Below are 17,898 nucleotides of genomic sequence, written 5' to 3' on the forward strand. Positions count from 1 at the left end.
AAGGTGGGCAGCTCATTCGCGAACCTGTACAATGACGATAATACACACAACATGAGAAAGCGGGGGAGGACATTGCCTATTTCTGTTCGACAGCTTATGCGAGTAGGCGGATTGAGAGATTGCCGGGTCGTGGCGGGGCATAAAGGACTGGAACGGCTGGTCAGGTATGTCACCATCATGGAGGTACCTGACATTGTCAAATGGCTGAAAGGGGACGAGTTGATCCTCTCCAGCCTGTTTCCGATCAAGGACGATGACGAGGCACAAAAACAGTTGATACGCCAATTGCATGAACGAGGAACGGCGGCGTTGGCAATCAAGCCTCATCGGTTCATCGATGAGATTCCCCAGTCCTTGCTCGATGAAGCGGATGCGTTTGATTTTCCAGTCATCGAAATCCCGGAAGAAATCAGTTATTTGGAGATTCTTCCACCTGTGAGCCATGCGATATTCGACCGGAAAGTGGTCTTGCAGGAGGACTTGGAGCAAGCGAATAAAGTTCTGAACGAGATTTCACTGAATGAACAAGGCATGGAGTCTTTGATCCAGACATTAGGGATGTTAACGAAAAATACGATCACGGTAGAAAGCATGCTCTCCTACATGGAAGTGCCCTCATTGCCATTCGCGTGTGAACCACTCTCTACAGAGCAGATTCACGAGCTGGCGATCATCAAGCGTCCGATTCAATTGACCAGGCCGTGTGAACGAGGAGAGATCGAATGTATAGTTGCTCCCATTCTTCTCGACGGAAAGGTGTTCGGTAACATCACTTGTTGGGCGTTTGAAATGGATCATCTCGAGATGGATTTGGCGATATTGGAGAAGGCTTCCACGCTCTTGGCACTAGAATTTCTTCGATTGAAAGTTCGTTTTGATACCGAGCAGCAGTACAAGAATGAGTTTTTGCGGGACGTATTTGTCAATGAGCATCTCAATCTGGAGGATGTGCGGGAGAGAGGGCTTCCGTACGGGTTTTCCTTGGACGAGCCTTACCTGTGCTTGGTGGTTCAGACAGAGGGGGAGGAAAAACGAGTCAACCCACTGGATTTGGCAGATCGAACGGAGCAGCTACTGCGATTATCATCCCCTCAGGTCATTACAGGGTTCTTTCGGCAAGCAGTCGTTTGCTTATTGCCCGCAAAGAATAGCGATGCGGTTGAAGATATCAAGCGGCGAGCCGAGACGCTAGCCGAGAAGCTGAAAAAGCAGATGGCTTTGACGGGGGGCTTGCGTATCGGTATCGGCCGTAATCATGGGGCAGGTATGAGTGGGCTTCGTGAAAGTTTTCGGGAAGCACAGCAATCGATCCTGTTGGGCAGTGTCATGCACAAGCGGAGGACGGTTATCCATTACAACGATTTGGGTATTTATCGATTGCTTGCACAATGTAAGGATACGGCTGAGCGGAACAGCTTTTTCGAGGAAACAGTTGGGAAGCTGTTCGCCCACGACCAAAGCAGTGACTTGCAGCTGGTCAAAACGCTTCGTCTTTATTTTCAACATGACGAAAAGCTGACAGAGACATCAGCGGCACTATTTTTACATGTAAACACGCTGAAGTATCGCTTGAGGCGAATTGAAAAGCTGACGGGCTACAGCTTGCAGAAGTCAGAGGGGAAAATGATGCTTCATATCGGGCTGAAACTGGCTGATCTGATGGGTGATGATTATCGTTATCGATAATGCATTGCTCTTTTTTTTGTCCAGTTAGACAAAGGTTTTCTACTCATGATCCAAGAATCCTCATACTACATCTTTAGTGAATGTTAGGAAGTGTGGGGGTTGCGATGAATCTGGAGCGATTGGAACAGACATGGCGTGAATTAAATCAAATTGGCTACTCGGACAAAGGAGTCATGAGGCTCGCCTATACGCCCCAAGAACGTCAGGCAGTCCGTCGCTTGGCTGCGATGTGTGAGGCGAGAGGTATGAGTGTCCGCATGGATGCCAGCGGAAATCTCATTGCGAGAAGGGAAGGGCAACAGCCCCATCTGCCAGCGGTAGCTAGCGGCTCCCATCTGGATGCGGTGTTTGAGGGCGGCTCTTACGATGGCATCATCGGAGTTGTGGCTGCTTTCGAAGCGATCTGCTCACTGGATGACCAAGGGATTGTGACCAAGCACCCGATTGAGATCATCTGCTTTGCATGTGAGGAATCATCCCGCTTTGGAGTTTCGACGGTGGGTAGTAAAGCGATGATCGGTGAGTTAGACATAGACGGAGTTGCAGGTCTTACGGACCGTGACGGCAAGACTTTTCGAGATGCGTTGTCGGAATGTTCATTGAATGGCTGGCCTTTGACAGAAGCCGCTCGTGCTGCCGACGATCTGAAGGTGTTTTTGGAAATGCACATCGAACAGGGACCCGTTTTGGAAAACGCCGACATCCAGGTGGGGATTGTCCATGGAATTGCGGCACCGACGCGACTGCAAGTACGCATTCAGGGAAAAGCATCCCACACAGGCACGACCCCGATGGATCAGCGTCAGGATGCATTTTTAGCAGCAGCAGAAATCGGTTTGATCCTAGAAGCAGCGGCACTCGCGGAGAAAGAGCACGGGACGGTCGGCACAGTTGGGGTTTGTGTCGTCAAGCCGGGAGCTATGAATGTCGTGCCGGACACAGCTGAGCTGAAAATTGATATTCGCGGGACCCATGTATCGTCCAAGACGACTGTCCTAAACAAGCTGTATGCAGGCTTTCGACAGGTGGAAGCAAAACGTGGGGTAAAGGTCGAATGGACGATGCTGAGTGCCGAGCAACCCGTTCTTTTGAGTGAAGAGGTGACTCAATCACTGGAGGAGAGCTGTCAGGCTTTGGGGGTTTCGTACCTGAAAATGGCGAGTGGTGCAGGTCATGATGCGATGAATATGGCACGTCGATGGCCGACGGGGCTAATCTTTGTCCCATCCAGAGACGGTGTCAGTCACCATCGCGAAGAGTACACATCTTGGGAGCAAATCGGTGTTGGAGCGTCCCTGTTGGAAGCAGAAATCAAGAAATGGGCAGTCGTCCTGGAGGCCGATGGACGTCCAAAATACGAAGACAACGAGAGAACCCAGCCGGAACAAATGGGGGAGAGTGCATGAAGTCGATTTACATGAAAATTTGCACGAACCAGCAGGTGAGCGAACGCTACTGGCACATGACCGTCGATGCGAGTGAGCTAGATTTAGAAGTATTGCCGGGACAGTTTTTTCAGTTGCGCTGCGGACATGATCTGAATCCGTTTTTACGGCGTCCATTCAGCATTTATCGGATTAACAGACGAGAGGGAACGCTGGAGTTTTTGTATCTGGTCAAAGGGGCAGGGACGCAGCGACTAACGCAGATGCAGGCAGGGGAGCACGTCGATGTATTTGGACCATTGGGCACCCCATTTGTGCTTCAGGACGGCTGGAAAACGATCTTGCTGCTCGCCAGAGGGGTAGGAATAGCGACTTTGGCAGCGCTGGCTCAGGATGCTGCGGAAAAAGGTGTACAGGCAGTGGCGATCCTCAGTGCTCGCTCCCGTAATGATTTGTTGGCTGCGGAGACGTTGCAAGGATTTGGGGCAAAGGTCTTTCATGTCACGGATGAGGAACAGACAAGTGATGTTGCAGCGGTGCGAGCCTTGGTAAATACTCTTTTGCAGGAAAATCAGATCGATGCTGCCTTTACATGCGGTTCCAAGCGTCTATCTCAACTATTGCAGGATTTTACCACTGAGCACGGTATCCCTGCTCAAATTGCCCTTGAGGAGCATATGGGCTGCGCGATGGGAGTCTGCTTTGCATGTGTCTGCGATGTACGAGAAGGAGAGATATTGAAGACCGTTCGGGTATGCAAGGAAGGTCCTGTGTTCCCGTTAGAAAAGGTGGTGCTGGGATGACGAGTGAGCTAGATCTATGCGTAAAAATCGGTAGTCTTACACTCCCCAATCCCATCATGCCGGCCTCGGGAGCTTTCGGGGAAGACATGGCAGACATCATCGATTTCAATCTGCTCGGTGCCGTCGTTCCCAAAAGCATTACCAAGCATCCGCGAAAAGGCAACGCTACGCCCCGTGTATGCGAGACACCTGCCGGAATGATCAACTCGATCGGGATTCAAAGCAAAGGCATCCACTACTACATGGAGAACGTCATCCCGTACTATGGTCGTTACCAGACTCCTTTGATATCCAGCATTTCCGCAGATTCGATCGAAGAGTTCGTCGAAATGGCCGGGATCATTGCGGGAACGGATGGCGTAGCAGCGCTCGAGCTGAATATTTCTTGCCCGAATCTAAAGGGAAATGGAGCTGCGTTCGGAATGGATGCCCAGCTGACACGGGAGCTGATCAGAGAGGTTCGGCAAGTGACTGACAAACCGCTGATCGCCAAGCTGACGCCCAATGTAACCAGCATCCAGGAGATCGCTTTGGCAGCGGAAGAGGGGGGAGCGGATGGCCTGAACGTGGCCAATACCATGCTAGCAATGGCCATCGACGTCCATACCCGAAAACCGCGGATCGGAAATGTCCTCGGAGGTTTATCTGGTCCTGCCGTCAAGCCGATCATTGTGCGCATGATTTATCAGGTCCACCAAGTCAGTTCATTACCCATCATCGGGTGTGGAGGCGTGATGAATGGAGAAGATGCGATTGAGATGATTCTGGCGGGAGCGAGCGCCGTGCAGGTGGGGACGGCGAGCTTTGTACAACCAACGGCGATGCTGGACATTTTGGAGGAAATCAAGCAGTACATGCTTCAGTATGAGATTACAGACATCAAATCGCTCGTAGGGCAGGTTGTTACGGGAAAGCACAACACGGAGGGATGCTAAATGACATGGGATCACGTAATTCGCAATGGGCAAATTGTTACACCGCATGAGTTTTATGAAGCGGATATTTACATTCAAGATGGAAAAATCGCTGCGATCTCCAAAGATCCATTGCCAGGTGAGGCACGGGAGGAAACGGATGCGGCTGGTTGTCATATTCTCCCTGGTTTAATGGACGTGCACGTTCACTCACGGGACCCCGGAGCGACTTACAAGGAGGATTTTGCTCACTCCAGCATGGCAGCTGCAGCAGGGGGCATCACTTCTATTTTTGAAATGCCGAACACCAATCCTCCGATCAACAACGTGGAAAACTTGCAAAAACAGGTACAAAACTTGCAGCAAAAAGCTCACGTCGACTACGGCATCTGGGCGATCTGTCTGGGAAATCTTAATTTGGCTGAATTGTCTTCCCTACATGAAGCAGGTGTGATCGGCTTCAAGTTTTTCTGGGGCTATGCCGTACATCGTCAGACGTTCCAGCTCATGTACAACTACAAGGACGGGGAAGAAAATGTCATTCCTCCGTTTAAAGACGGCGAAGTGCTCGATATGTTCCGAGAGGTGGCAAAAACGGGTCAAGTATTTGCCATCCACGCCGAGAGCAATGATCTGATCCAGCATTTGACCAAAAAAGTGGAGGAAAGTGGACGAAGAGATTACGAGGCTCTGCTCGAAGGACGGCCAAATCTGGCGGAGATTGTGACTGTGCAGACAGGAATTGCCTTTGCGAAAGAAACGGGAGCTCGACTGCATATTTTGCACGTCAGTACGGGGGAGGCTGTAGACCTGATCCAGCAAGCGCAGGCGGAAGGCTATCCGATTACGGCCGAGACGTGCCCGCACTACCTTTTCCTGAGCAATGAAGACTTCGCTACAGTCGGTCCTGCGATGAAGGTGTACCCGCCAGTGAAGTATAAAAAAGACCAGGAACGCCTGTGGAAAGGCATCTCAGAAGGCGTCATCTCGATCGTATGCTCGGATCATGCACCGCATACCGAGCAGGAGAAGGATGGCGATCTCTGGTCGATTCCGGCTGGGATGTGCGGGGTGGAAACATTGGCACCTCTCCTGTTGAATGCGGTCACCCAAAACAGGCTCACCCTTCAACAGGTGGCTGCCGTCCTGTCGGAGAATCCTGCAAAGCAATTCGGGATCTTCCCGCAAAAAGGCTCTCTGCAAGTCGGTACAGACGCTGATTTGACTATCGTGGATATGAAACGTCCTTTTGTCATCAAGAGGGAGAACTTGCATAGCAAGAGCAAAGTAACCGCCTATGACGGTTGGACAGGTGTGGGCAGTCCGATTGCAACAATCGTCCGTGGTCAGACGGTGATGAAGAATGGTCAGATTGTTAGCGGTCCTATCGGTCAATGGATCAAGCCTGTCAAAAATGAGGGAAGAACAGGGCATGCTGAGTAAGAACAACTACGATGAAGGAGGCACGACATGCCAACAGAAGTCACCCAATTAATCCAGTCTCATCGCTCGATTCGCAAGTATAAGGATCAGCCCATCTCTGAGGAGCTGCTTCAGGAAATAGTAAGCTGCGCACAGTGGGCACCATCCTCGCACAACGTGCAAGCGTACAGCGTAATCATCGTACGTTCGAGTGAAACGAAGGAAAAATTGTCTGCCCTGTGCGGCAACCAGAAATGGGTCGTGGACTGCCCGGTGTTTCTCGTCTTTTGTGCGGATTACTACCGTCTGAAGCAAGCATGCGAGATGCATAGACAGACACTGGCGGCCGATGAAATAGAAAGCTTGCTGGTAGGGGCAGTGGATACGGCATTAGCTGCTGAAAACGTCTTGCTCGCCGCACGCTCCCATGGGCTGGGAGGCGTCATGATCGGAGGCATTCGCAACAATCCTCGGGACGTAGCGGACGTTCTGGGTCTTCCCGCACTGACCATCCCGATCATGGGCATGTGCCTCGGTTACCCTGCACAGGATGTCCAACAGAAACCTCGCTTGCCACAACGGGCAGTCATCCATCATGAGCGCTATCAGACTGAGATTATACCGGAAGCGTTGGAAGAGTATGAACGGACCTCTTCTGAATACTACAGCGAGCGAAGTAATGGACAGCGCACAGAAGGGTGGACCAAGCAAATGGCGGATTACGTCAACAAACCACGAAGAGCACATGTCACGCAATTTATCAAAGACCAAGGGATGCGTTTAACTTAGAAAGATCTAACGAGGAGAAGAAGAGCAGGAGGGGCCGCGGATGGGGAACAAGATGACGTTCGTCGCGACTGGTGACAGCTTTATTACCCGACGTTTGCCAAGCGCATCGTCAGAATCATTTCGCTCGCTAACCAAGCTGATTGGACAAGCAGAATTTCGCTTTACGAATTTGGAAGTGACGACACATCGTCAAGAAGGATTTCCATTTGCTTTTAGTGGAGGCACATGGGCGATGGCGAAGCCAGAAGTATTGGCGGATTTACAGGCATACGGCTTTAACATTACAGCGTGGGCCAATAATCACACGATGGATTACGCCTACGGTGGGCTGGAAGCGACGCGAAAATACCTGGATCAATACGGTATCGCCCATGCCGGGGTCGGGTCGAATCTCGCCGAGGCTAGTCAACCTGTCTATCTGGATTGTCCGTCGGGTCGTGTCGCACTAATAGCGGCTACTTCCACCTTTCATGAATCGTGGATAGCAGGAGAACAGAGACCGGATATGCCGGGGCGACCCGGAGTGAATCCATTACGATATGATACCACTTACTACTTGCCACAGGATGATTTCGCCCATCTGGATCGAATCAGCCAGACGATCCCGATTAACGCCACCTTTAATCTGGATGTCAAAGAAGGCTTCGCAGTCCCAGGAGATGGTACGACTATTCGCTTTGGAACTCATCGCTTTGCCGTGGGAACGGAAGCTACCTGCACGACCACACCAATCGAGGCAGATAAAAGGCGGATACTTCGTTCGATTGCGGAGGCGCGACGCCAGGCGGATTATGTGATCGTGAGTATCCATTCTCACGAGATGGAAGGTGAGAACAAGGCAAGGGCAGCCTCTTTTTTTGAGTCAATGGCGCGCGCTTGCATCGATGGAGGCGCAGACGCTGTCATTGGCCATGGACCTCATATTCTAAGAGGAATCGAGATCTACCGCAATCGTCCGATCTTCTATAGCTTGGGTAATTTTATCTTCCAGAATGAGACCGTTAGCCGTTTGCCAGCAGACTTTTATGAGAAATACAGCCTGGGGCACGAATCGACCGTCGCGGACGCGTTTGATACCCGTACGGACCATAACCAAAAAGGGCTGGGGGTCAATCCGTATGTGTGGGAATCGGTCATACCGTATTGGAGAATGGAAGAGGGGCAGCTGAGGGAACTGTTCCTTTACCCTATAGAGTTGGGCTTTGGCACCCCCCGTTACCAGAGAGGGTGGCCAAGTCTTTCGCAGCAACCCAAGATTATCGAGCATTTACAGCGATTAAGTGCACCATATGGAACGAGAATCGAATTGGATGGATTTATCGGTCGGGTACAGATTGAAGAATAAAAGAAGAAGAGAAAGCGGTGCTGGCCGCTTCTTTTTTTCGGCAACGATGAAAAGCTCATGTGGAAAAACGCTTCTTCTCGTACAGGGAATGAAGCGTTTTTCTATTACGATTCGATGGAGGGGCATTCATTCAACACCACTCACGCTTTCGAAACTGCTATTCTTCTCCATTTTCTGGATAATCTGTTATTCGTATTGAGCGGTTCCACTGTAATTCTCTTCCTAATCGAATCATTTCCATATTCTTCTTGTTACTCGAATGATTTATAATGAAAGGGTTGATGGAAAAAAGCTGAAAGACAACGATCAATCAATGGCATATCAGATGAAACCAATGAATTTGTGCAGCGATTCTCGCATTCCAGATTTATGGGTACAACTGATTCTAGCCATCCCTATACAAATGATCATGCAAACTGGATTGCAGAGGATGAAGCACATGACGAAGATAGAGATCTTGAAAACCATGGTTCACACCGATCAAAAAAATGCGTCAGCGTGGTTTCTACTGGGTCTAGAATATTCGGAGCTAGGAGATAGAGGAGAAGCATTGCTAGCTTTTACACAAGCACTCGCGTATGGGGACGAGGAACTGAAGAACAACATCGTGGGTGAGCTAAACAAACTTAGCCAAGTGAAACCGCTTCGAAATGGAGGGAGTGTACACGAGGCCGGAACGTTCCAAACCAGAGATATTCATACTCCTGTCACCTTACGCGTTATTGAGGGAGGCAAACACCTCAGAAAGAATAAGGGAGAGGTGCGAATATCCACGCTTGATAAAAACGTCAGCTTTGCCGAGGTAGGAGGTCTCCAAGATGTAAAAGAGGCGGTACGGATGAAAATTGTCCAACCGTTTCTGGCAACCGGGTTATGTAAGCCTATTCGTCAAAAGCCAGGCAGTGGGGTTTTACTATATGGACCTCCGGGCTGCGGCAAAACATTCTTCGCGAAAGCGACTGCTGGAGAATGCAACGCAACCTTATTGCACGTGAAAGCAACTGACATATTGGATTCACGTGTGGGGGCTAGCGAGCAAAACATTCGCACCTTGTTTCGTACCGCTCGTACGCAAAAACCGGCCATCTTGTTCTTCGACGAGCTAGATGCCCTCGGTTATGCTCGTGAGAAGAATTCTTCTGCATGGAAGAGGGGAATAAACGATTTTTTCTTTATGGAATTGGAAGGAGAAGCCTCACGAGCGGACAAGCTTTTGATCATGGGTGCGACCAATATGCCATGGGATGTAGATCCTGGCTTTCATCGCCCTGGTTGCTTTGATCAGCTGATTTTTGTCGGTCCTCCAGATGCGGAGGCACGTGAAATTATCTTTCGGCTCAAGCTGGAAGGGAGACCCTCTGAGCCGATTGACTTTGCCCAATTGGCAGGATGGACGGATCTCTATTCTGGGGCTGATATCGAGTACGTCGTCGAATTGGCGACTGAGCAGGTTTTGCACGACTTCCTAACCACAGGAGTGGAGCGTCCGATCATGATGAGTGACCTTCGCGAATCGATTGCGGCGACACGTCCAACGACGATAGAGTGGCTCCGTACGGCGAAAAATTATGTCAAATACGCGAATGACGAAGGTCTCTACGATGGAGTCGAACACTTCCTGGCAAAGCATAAGCGAATCTGACTACCACAATGGATCAAATATGGACGCTCTATTTCTTGTTCTATTTAATCGAATGGACGTGCTATACAAACTAAAAAACCGTTCGTGCACAAGAGTCGTGCGAACGGTTTTTGTATGTTAACTTACGTTCTACGTGATCTGCAGGAGAGGAGAGGTCTTCTCGATGACATCCCAGACCATGCCTCGTACTTTCAGTTTATCGAGAAATGGGATCGGGTCAATCAGTTCGGGTGGTATGCAGCCTGTCGTCGTCAGTAACCCCTCCGCAATCATGTCCACAGCAACAACTGGAGGGATGCCGGTTTGCCAGATCGTTGCCTGGAATTCCGTTTTGTAGAAAACCTCGTCATGATTGGCGATCGTGTAGACGTAAACTTCTTTTCGCTTGTTATCCTTTTTTCCTTTGACGAGAGCGCCAACGCTGGAATACCCGTGGATTTTGCCCGCCAGATCTGCTGGCTTGGGCATCGAAGTCACCACGACATCTCGTGGGGCCACCCTCACGCCTTTGACTTCAATTTCCTCGTCACTATCTAGGCCCAAATAACGAAGGACCTGCAAGGTATTCACAAAATCAGGATGCAGGGCGTACTTGAAATCAACATATTTGCAGCCCTTGGCACGGCCGATGGTCTCACCGAGTGTGGTGGCTTCTTCGTGCTCCACATGATAGCAGTCGAGCCAGCCGATGGGCTCAGGAAATTCAAATTCTTCCTTGTTGGCAAAAGGAGTCGGTAGATACTGCTCACCCTTAGCCGCTGTCCAATAGTTCGGTTTGGCCAGACATTCCTGGATGGCAGTCTGCGGACTAAAGTAGGAGCAAAAGCCGTCATAGTCCACGACAGAATTATCTCCATCCCGAATGAGAATGGCGTCCACTTCATCCAATTGATCCACGGCGTACCGAGCAGCGATATTGGAAAAGCCGGGATCGCAACCCAACCCCATGATGCCGAGAATACCTGCAGCACGAAACTGATCATTCCAAGCCAATTGCTTCCGCAGCCACTGCGGTCCAGAGGAAGCGGTGTCGATATAATGCGTTCGGGTATTCAGGCATGCCTTCATGACGTCAAAATTATTTTCCGGTAATCCAATATGGAGTAAAAGGTCAATATCGTCCAAAATGGCTTGCACACTGGAAACATCGCGGGCATCCACCCGTTTTACTTCGATCTCCACATCGGTTTCGCGACGCAGCTCAACGGCCAGTTCTTCGGCAGGCCCGATGGAAATATCCGCCAGAACCAGTTTTTTCACATATGACGTTTTAATGAGTTCGCACGCACTTACTTGTCCTACACCGCCAACACCCAATATTGCGACTCGCATAGAGTCCTCCTCCTAATTTGGATTGCACGTTCTTCGCATTCGAAAGAGCCATTTTTGCAAAAACAAATCAATGGTCGCAGGGTAAACCTGTACTTCTGCGACATTGTCGATCGGCTCCCGGGGACGCAGCCTTAATCGCATTCCAAACTCCTCCTTATGGTCAGTTGCAAACGGGGTGATTTGAGTGGCTAAAAAGCTCCACTCGTACATGTATATGAGACACCTCGGAAGTCCCATGCGCCGAGTTGGTGAAAAGGTCTGCTTTTTCGGGAGGGGGAATGGAGGAAGTAACTATCTAACGAAAAGGTAACGATCTAAATGAAAAGTACGTACTTCCCGCTCGTGCTGTTATGCTACATAATGACGCTATCCCCCGTGATGATAAGTTGTTGAAAAACAACTCAATTAAAAGAAATCTACGATGGAGAATGGAGAGGAGACAAGCATGATTCATGCGGATCCGATTTAGGTAAGGAAGGGACGAAACGGTTTGGCGAGCTGATAGCGCTCATCCCAGACAGTACGCAAAAAATATTGGTGAATCGTCTGATGCCCATTCTGGATTCGATGTATCAGTGGGGGAGAAACTATATGGATACCGTCCTGAATCAAGAAGAGACAGGATCTTAATCGTGAAAGATTTACCTTATTCACACTAAGTTTGATCAAAGTGAGTACTTGATTACGTGCATGTTTTCTCTAATAATAACGATGTGAACATGAATAGACATCTCAGAAAAAATGAGGAAGGGGGCGGGATCGCACATGGAATCGATGACCTTTGTGTTGTTTGGTGCTACAGGAGATTTGGCAAAGCGTAAAATTTACCCTGCCTTGTACAATTTATATCTCGACAAAAAAATGCCTTCCACGTTTTCCATCATTGGAGTGGGCAGAAGAGACTGGTCAGACGAAGAGTTTCAAGCAAGTATTGTGAAATCAGTGCGTACATTTTCTCGCCGTACCCAAGTAGAGTCACAGCAGATGGACGAGTTTGTCGAAGCATTTCGCTATTGCGCAGTCGATGTGACGAATCCGCAAGCCTTCATTCCTTTGCTGGAACGTGTGAAGGAACGTGAAGCTGCCTTGCAAATACCTGAAAATCGGATGTTTTACTTGTCAGTGGCGCCCGAATTTTTCGAGGTGATCAGTTCGAATATAAAGACGAGCGGACTCGGCACGACGAACGGCTGGAAGCGACTGATTATCGAAAAACCGTTTGGGAATGATCTGAAATCAGCCCAACTACTAAATGAAAAACTCAGTGCTGCATTTGAGGAAGAAGAAATATACCGGATCGATCACTATTTGGGCAAACCGATGGTGCAAAATCTGGAGGCACTGGAATTTGCCAATCCCGTTTTCCAGGCACTTTGGAACAACCAGTATATCGCTAATGTGCAAATCACGGCAGGTGAAACCGTCGGGGTAGAAGAGAGGGCAGGCTATTACGATCATGCAGGAGCGATTCGCGATATGGTGCAAAATCATATGCTGCAAATGCTGATGATGACGGCCATGCACGTGCCAAAACGGATTACGGCCAATGATATTCGAGCACAGAAGCGCCAGGTGATGGAAGCCGTACGACCTTTGCAAAAGGAAGAAGTAAGCCAGCATGTGGTCCGTGGCCAGTACGGGGCAGGAGAAATGTTGGACAAGCACGTAGTCGGTTACCGTGCAGAGCCAGGGGTTCAACCTCAATCGATGACGGATACGTTTGTAGCGGCTCGTGTCTGGATTGATGATCCGTACTGGAAGGGCGTCCCGTTCTATATTCGTACAGGCAAGCGAATGAAGGAAAAATCGACGAAAATCGTAATTGAGTTCAAAAATCCGTTGGAACAGCTGTACCATCATCAACAAGAGAAACCAGCACCCAATTTACTCATTATCAGCGTGAATCCAGATGAGGGCATCGCCCTGCAGGTGAATAGTAAGAATCCATCCAATAGCGGTAAGATTGAGCCCGTCACCGTTGACTTTTCGGCGGGGACTAAAGACGTACCAGAAGCATATGAGCTGTTGCTGTTCGATGCGTTGAGAGGAGATTCCACGTACTTCGCTCACTGGACAGAAGTAGAGCTTTCATGGATGTGGGTCGAGCCAATTTTAGAGGCTTTTAGGGAAAATCTTGTGCCTTTGCACACGTATCCGGCAGGTTCGAACGGCCCCGACGCATCGGAGGAATTGTTGCGAGCAGATGGTTTTCAATGGTGGCTGGACAAAGCGCCAGAACGCGAACCGATCCCGAGTCATTCATAAAGACACAAGAAGGAACGGCTTGCTACTTGGTGGGAGGAGACCCCGAAGCTTGGGCAGTGGTCGAGCCGATTTTTCGCGACACAGTGGTAACACAGCGGTAGCAAATGGTTATTTGTATGCGCTCCGAAATGAATTTGGGGGAAATGCAGTGGAAAAGGCAGAAAAAAACGAGAGGAGAGCGATCCGCGATGCGATTTGGCATAATTGGAACGAATTGGATTACGGAAGAGTTCATTCGTTCAGGAAAAGAAGTAGAAGGGTTTTCTTTGACAGCTGTTTATTCACGCACCGAAGAACGCGCCAGATCTTTCGCGCAGACGCATGAGGCACCTTATGTTTTTACGGACGTCGAGACGATGGCAAAAAGCAAGGTACTTGATGCCGTGTATATCGCCAGTCCAAATTCTTTTCATGCCAAGCAAGCGATCCAATGCATGGAGCATGGGCTGCACGTACTGTGTGAAAAGCCGGTAGGGTCCAATGCTGCGGAGGCAAAAGCCATGATACAAGCAGCGAAGGAAAACGGTGTGCTTCTCATGGAAGCTGTGAAATCAACGCTGGCACCTAATTTCCAGGCGATTCAGGATAACATTCACAAGCTGGGGAAAATTCGGCGGTATTTTGCAGGGAACTGCCAATATTCTTCTCGCTATGATGCGTATAAAGAAGGAACAGTCCTCAATGCGTTTGACCCTGTTTTTTCAAACGGCGCCATGATGGATATCGGTATTTATTGTTTGTACCCGTTGGTGGTCTTGTTCGGGAAGCCTTCCGCGGTCAAGGCGGAGGCGATCATGCTCGATTCAGGCGTCGACGGAGAAGGAAGTATCCTGATGAAGTACGAGGACAAAGAAGCTGTAGTGATCTACTCAAAAATTACGGACTCGTATTTGCCAGCAGAAATTCAGGGCGAGAACGCTACGATGGTCATTGATAAAATCAATCATTTGAAAAAGATAGAAATACGGTACCGGGATGGACGAGTAGAAGATGTAACGAGACCACAGACTCCCAACCTGATGCATTACGAAATCAGGGAATTTATGGAATTGGTGAAGCAGGGGGCGCGGGAATCAGCCACGAACACCCATGTGAATTCGTTGATCACGCTGGAGATCATGGATGAGGCGAGAAAACAGATCGGACTCGTTTATCCTGCAGACCGATTAGGTGCCGACTCGTAGCCTTGTCCCATTCGTTTCATAATCAGGTGGAAGGGTATACGAAGGTAAACATTGCCGGTCAAAATATGAGCTCCACCTATCTGAACCATCTGCTCGAGGTGCTGGAGGGAAAAGATATTTCCGTCAACGTCATTTCGAAATCCGGAACGACGACGGAACCGGCCATTGCTTTCCGAATCTTCAGGGAATACACAGAGAAAAAGTATGGCAAAGAGGGAGCGAGAGAGCGCATAAATCAAAAAGCTTTTCAAGGAACCTTGCTCGCACACGTCGATGGAGGAGTACCCAACCTCATTATCGAAATGGATGAGATGAATGAATATACGTTTGGGGAGCTGGAGGTCATCCTACCTCCATGAATCTTTTGGTCGGATCATACATCGAGTAGAGGAGGCGAAATGCGATGAAAATGTACGATGTAACCGGTGCTGTTTTTGAAGGAATGACGGTGTACAAAAACAAACCGGAGAAACAACCCAAGATCAAGCCTGTCACGAATGGCTATGTCACAGAGTCACGGATTGAACTGGACGTTCATACGGGTACGCATGTGGATGCCCCACTTCACATGGTGACAGATGGGGAAACGTTTGAAACGATTGCTTTGGACAAGCTGGTGGGGAATTGCAAAGTCCTCGACCTCACGCATGTGGAGGACCGAATCACCCGAGGGGACCTAGAGTCATTTGATATTGCACCTAATGATTTTCTGTTGTTCAAAACGAAAAATTCGTGGGATGAGGCGTTTTCTTTTGAATTCGTGTATTTGGCAAAGGACGGGGCCGAATACTTGGCGAGCATGGGTGTGCGTGGCGTGGGAACAGACGCCCTGGGGATTGAGCGCAGTCAGGAAGGGCACCCCACGCACAAAGCATTATTTGCCGGCCAGGTCATTATTATCGAGGGGTTGCGCTTGAAGGATGTACCCCAAGGGGAATTCTTCTTGGTGGCTGCTCCCTTAAAGCTGATCGGGACAGACGCTGCACCTGCCAGAGTCCTGCTGTTTGATGGGGTCACAATCTCGGAATAGCTCTCACCACGAGAATTGACGAATCCAGTAATACGGGCCAGTTGATCAGACACTTTTACCAATTAGGCAAAGGTGTTTTTTGATCCTGCAAAAATATGCACGAAGGCTGCTTTTCCATTTTGAAGGATTCCTAAAAAAAGTATCGAATGAAAAACGTATCCATATCATTCCATTTAGAAACATAGTTAGCCAAAATGAAGACGAAGAGGCGATCCTGGTAATGATTATCAAGCACGTGATGCTGCAGCTCTTCTTCGCTCTTTTGCCATTCATCCTTTTTAACGTCTACTATCGAGATAAACTTCGAAATTACAGCAAAAAATTTATCATCATCACGAGCTCGCTATCGCTGTTTTTGGCTATGACGTTCTCTTGCAATCTGGGACCCGGTTATTATTTTGATGTTCGCCATATCATCATGTATTTTGGAGTGATTTTTGGCGGTTTGCAGACAGGCTGTTTTCTCCTGATCGAGTTTTTCGTGTATCGATTGTACAAAGGGGGAGACGGCATATGGGTAGGTTCCAGCATTTTTCTGTGCACGTTTTTCTTGTCTTTATTTTTTAATCAGATTTATAAAAGTACACACCGGACAACGCTCGTCACGTGTTTGGCAGGGGGCGTTTTATCCATTCATCCTACTCTTATTCTGTATCTGAACCATCCCGAGAAGGTCACTAATAACCTCTTCGAACATTTGATTGTCTTTCCTCTACAGTATTTGATCGGGATATGGCTGTTGACGACGTTGTTTCACAAGGCTGTTTCCGACAAAGCCCTGTTTATCAACTACTCTGAAAATGAAAAGTTTGAAGCGATCAGTCACGTCGCTGCTTCTCTTGCTCATGAGGTACGCAATCCGCTCACCGCGGTAAAGGGATTTCTGCAGTTGATACGGTATAGCACTTTGGAGCAAGGAAAAATAGAGCAGTACATCGACATCAGCCTCATGGAAATTGATCGAACCGAGTCGGTGTTATCTGAATATCTCTCCATCGCTAAGCCGCCTAGCAAGCAAATGGGCAAAACAAACCTTTCGCACCAAGTGCAGGTCATCATCGATGTCATGTCGTCTTATGCGATCATGAGCAACGTAGAGATTGAGCTGGAGCACAAGCCTGTTGTACCCGTATGGATCATCGCGAATGGGGATGAAGTCAAACAGGTACTCGTGAATTTTATGAAGAATGCAATTGAAGCCTGTGTGGAAGTGCCACATGCTAAGGTGTCTCTCAGTTTGAATCTAGTGGACCGAAACGTATTACTGATCATCAAAGATAATGGAATTGGTATGAGTGCTGACCAGATTAGTCGACTGGGCTCAATTTATTACTCTACGAAGTCAAGCGGCACGGGTCTCGGGTTGACCTACTCGTTTCAAGTGATTCGCGCCATGGGCGGTTCAGTCGCCGTTCAAAGTGAGCCAAGAGCAGGGACGCGTTTTACGATTTCGATCCCGCTTCTTGAGTACGCACAGGAGACACCTGCCACTCGAATTAGCTGAAGAATTCGAATGGCCATAAATCATTAGGGGGAAAATGAGATGCCAAACCGTCCAACGAAAGACGAATACAGTGCGTACTACGGGACCTATATTGATCTGGTTCCAGAAGGGGATCTGCTGCAATCGTTATCTCTGCACATGGAGGAAACCACCAAGAAGTTTTCGGCCCTTACGGAAGAGCAAGAAGCTCATCGCTACGCCCCCGGTAAATGGTCGGTGAAGGAAGTGCTTGGACATATCATCGATACGGAGAGAATCATGTCCTATCGCTTGCTGAGATTTGCGAGAGGTGACGAGACTCCTTTATCCGGCTATGAAGATGAAGCCTATGTGACGGAGGGTTCTTTTGACTCTCGCCGACTGTCTGATCTGGTGGAAGAGTACAAGGCGGTGCGAGGAGCCACTCTTGCCTTGATCAAGGGGGTGCCAACGGATGCTTGGACTCGAAAGGGAATGGCTAACAACAGCGAATGTTCGGCTAGGGCATTGGCGTATATCATTGCGGGTCATGAGCTCCATCATGGCAAGATTCTAATGGAAAGATATCACGTATAGCAAAAAAACTCCGCCTCGTCAAAGGCGGAGTTTTTCTCATGT

The 17,898-nt window shown here is 49.1% G+C and carries 15 protein-coding genes and 3 pseudogenes; 16 read left to right on the forward strand and 2 right to left on the reverse strand.

What is annotated here, in order from left to right; translation table 11 throughout:
* Positions 1 to 72: 72 nt before the first annotated feature.
* The 8 genes from AN963_RS22405 (at position 73) to AN963_RS22440 (ending at position 9,986) form a co-directional block, all read left to right on the forward strand.
* Complete coding sequence (locus tag AN963_RS22405; protein WP_161827301.1) at positions 73 to 1,686, forward strand: PucR family transcriptional regulator; 1,614 nt, start codon at positions 73 to 75, stop codon at positions 1,684 to 1,686.
* A gap of 104 nt (positions 1,687 to 1,790) precedes the next feature.
* The gene (locus AN963_RS22410; protein WP_055746776.1) at positions 1,791 to 3,092 is read left to right on the forward strand and encodes a Zn-dependent hydrolase; all 1,302 of its coding nucleotides are present in this window, start codon (positions 1,791 to 1,793) and stop codon (positions 3,090 to 3,092) included.
* Positions 3,089 to 3,874 (forward strand): dihydroorotate dehydrogenase electron transfer subunit, encoded by a 786-nt coding sequence (locus AN963_RS22415; protein WP_055746777.1) that lies wholly within the window; start codon positions 3,089 to 3,091, stop codon positions 3,872 to 3,874. Before AN963_RS22410 ends, AN963_RS22415 begins: the two co-directional genes overlap by 4 nt.
* Positions 3,871 to 4,809 (forward strand): dihydroorotate dehydrogenase, encoded by a 939-nt coding sequence (locus AN963_RS22420; RefSeq protein WP_055746778.1) that lies wholly within the window; start codon positions 3,871 to 3,873, stop codon positions 4,807 to 4,809. Before AN963_RS22415 ends, AN963_RS22420 begins: the two co-directional genes overlap by 4 nt.
* On the forward strand, positions 4,810 to 6,231 hold the full coding sequence (gene allB, locus AN963_RS22425) for an allantoinase AllB (protein ID WP_055746779.1): 1,422 nt from the start codon (positions 4,810 to 4,812) through the stop codon (positions 6,229 to 6,231).
* Positions 6,232 to 6,258: 27 nt separating this feature from the next.
* Positions 6,259 to 6,999, forward strand: coding sequence for an oxygen-insensitive NADPH nitroreductase (nfsA, locus tag AN963_RS22430; protein WP_055746780.1), 741 nt, complete (start codon positions 6,259 to 6,261; stop codon positions 6,997 to 6,999).
* A gap of 40 nt (positions 7,000 to 7,039) precedes the next feature.
* Positions 7,040 to 8,344 carry a CapA family protein gene (locus AN963_RS22435; protein WP_055746781.1) on the forward strand — a complete coding sequence of 435 codons (1,305 nt, stop codon included), beginning with the start codon at positions 7,040 to 7,042 and terminating at the stop codon, positions 8,342 to 8,344.
* Positions 8,345 to 8,783: 439 nt separating this feature from the next.
* Entirely contained in the window at positions 8,784 to 9,986 is a 1,203-nt protein-coding gene (locus AN963_RS22440; protein ID WP_055747828.1) for an AAA family ATPase, read from the forward strand.
* Between the two features lie 129 nt (positions 9,987 to 10,115).
* Here AN963_RS22440 and AN963_RS22445 read toward each other — a convergent pair whose 3' ends face one another.
* Together AN963_RS22445 and AN963_RS32305 are read right to left on the reverse strand one after the other, a co-directional pair.
* Positions 10,116 to 11,318: a saccharopine dehydrogenase family protein gene (locus tag AN963_RS22445; RefSeq protein ID WP_055746782.1), complete on the reverse strand. Its 1,203-nt coding sequence runs from the start codon at positions 11,316 to 11,318 to the stop codon at positions 10,116 to 10,118.
* Between the two features lie 12 nt (positions 11,319 to 11,330).
* Positions 11,331 to 11,459, reverse strand: a complete 129-nt coding sequence (locus AN963_RS32305) for a hypothetical protein (protein WP_269084406.1) — start codon at positions 11,457 to 11,459, stop codon at positions 11,331 to 11,333.
* Positions 11,460 to 11,783: 324 nt separating this feature from the next.
* Here AN963_RS32305 and AN963_RS30520 point away from each other — a divergent pair.
* The 8 genes and pseudogenes from AN963_RS30520 to AN963_RS22475 all read left to right on the forward strand — a co-directional run.
* Positions 11,784 to 11,948: pseudogene (locus tag AN963_RS30520) on the forward strand (HxlR family transcriptional regulator); the annotation flags it as partial.
* A 135-nt stretch (positions 11,949 to 12,083) separates the two neighbouring features.
* The gene (gene zwf / locus AN963_RS22450; RefSeq protein WP_055746783.1) at positions 12,084 to 13,583 is read left to right on the forward strand and encodes a glucose-6-phosphate dehydrogenase; all 1,500 of its coding nucleotides are present in this window, start codon (positions 12,084 to 12,086) and stop codon (positions 13,581 to 13,583) included.
* A 17-nt stretch (positions 13,584 to 13,600) separates the two neighbouring features.
* Positions 13,601 to 13,704, forward strand: a pseudogene (locus tag AN963_RS30965) (phosphogluconate dehydrogenase (NAD(+)-dependent, decarboxylating)); the annotation flags it as partial.
* 67 nt (positions 13,705 to 13,771) lie between these two features.
* Positions 13,772 to 14,767 carry a Gfo/Idh/MocA family protein gene (locus AN963_RS22455; protein WP_055746784.1) on the forward strand — a complete coding sequence of 332 codons (996 nt, stop codon included), beginning with the start codon at positions 13,772 to 13,774 and terminating at the stop codon, positions 14,765 to 14,767.
* Positions 14,752 to 15,000, forward strand: a pseudogene (locus tag AN963_RS30525) (glucose-6-phosphate isomerase); the annotation flags it as partial. The gene AN963_RS22455 and the pseudogene AN963_RS30525, both read left to right, overlap by 16 nt.
* 170 nt (positions 15,001 to 15,170) lie before the next feature.
* The gene (locus AN963_RS22465; RefSeq protein WP_055746786.1) at positions 15,171 to 15,797 is read left to right on the forward strand and encodes a cyclase family protein; all 627 of its coding nucleotides are present in this window, start codon (positions 15,171 to 15,173) and stop codon (positions 15,795 to 15,797) included.
* Positions 15,798 to 16,017: 220 nt separating this feature from the next.
* Positions 16,018 to 17,301, forward strand: a complete 1,284-nt coding sequence (locus AN963_RS22470) for a sensor histidine kinase (RefSeq protein ID WP_055747829.1) — start codon at positions 16,018 to 16,020, stop codon at positions 17,299 to 17,301.
* 39 nt (positions 17,302 to 17,340) lie between these two features.
* Positions 17,341 to 17,856: a DinB family protein gene (locus AN963_RS22475; protein ID WP_055746787.1), complete on the forward strand. Its 516-nt coding sequence runs from the start codon at positions 17,341 to 17,343 to the stop codon at positions 17,854 to 17,856.
* Positions 17,857 to 17,898: the final 42 nt, after the last annotated feature.

Source organism: Brevibacillus choshinensis (genome assembly GCF_001420695.1).
GTDB lineage: Bacteria > Bacillota > Bacilli > Brevibacillales > Brevibacillaceae > Brevibacillus > Brevibacillus choshinensis.

Bases quoted from the DNA above. Each gene is read 5' to 3' on its own strand.
- AN963_RS22445 (WP_055746782.1), bottom strand. From the start codon at position 11,318: ATGCGAGTCGCAATATTGGGTGTTGGCGGTGTAGGACAAGTAAGTGCG.
- AN963_RS22475 (WP_055746787.1), top strand. From the start codon at position 17,341: ATGCCAAACCGTCCAACGAAAGACGAATACAGTGCGTACTACGGGACC.
- AN963_RS22440 (WP_055747828.1), top strand. From the start codon at position 8,784: ATGACGAAGATAGAGATCTTGAAAACCATGGTTCACACCGATCAAAAA.
- zwf (WP_055746783.1), top strand. From the start codon at position 12,084: ATGGAATCGATGACCTTTGTGTTGTTTGGTGCTACAGGAGATTTGGCA.
- AN963_RS32305 (WP_269084406.1), bottom strand. From the start codon at position 11,459: ATGCGATTAAGGCTGCGTCCCCGGGAGCCGATCGACAATGTCGCAGAA.
- AN963_RS22415 (WP_055746777.1), top strand. From the start codon at position 3,089: ATGAAGTCGATTTACATGAAAATTTGCACGAACCAGCAGGTGAGCGAA.
- AN963_RS22420 (WP_055746778.1), top strand. From the start codon at position 3,871: ATGACGAGTGAGCTAGATCTATGCGTAAAAATCGGTAGTCTTACACTC.
- AN963_RS22470 (WP_055747829.1), top strand. From the start codon at position 16,018: ATGATTATCAAGCACGTGATGCTGCAGCTCTTCTTCGCTCTTTTGCCA.
- AN963_RS22465 (WP_055746786.1), top strand. From the start codon at position 15,171: ATGAAAATGTACGATGTAACCGGTGCTGTTTTTGAAGGAATGACGGTG.
- allB (WP_055746779.1), top strand. From the start codon at position 4,810: ATGACATGGGATCACGTAATTCGCAATGGGCAAATTGTTACACCGCAT.
- AN963_RS22455 (WP_055746784.1), top strand. From the start codon at position 13,772: ATGCGATTTGGCATAATTGGAACGAATTGGATTACGGAAGAGTTCATT.
- nfsA (WP_055746780.1), top strand. From the start codon at position 6,259: ATGCCAACAGAAGTCACCCAATTAATCCAGTCTCATCGCTCGATTCGC.
- AN963_RS22435 (WP_055746781.1), top strand. From the start codon at position 7,040: ATGGGGAACAAGATGACGTTCGTCGCGACTGGTGACAGCTTTATTACC.
- AN963_RS22410 (WP_055746776.1), top strand. From the start codon at position 1,791: ATGAATCTGGAGCGATTGGAACAGACATGGCGTGAATTAAATCAAATT.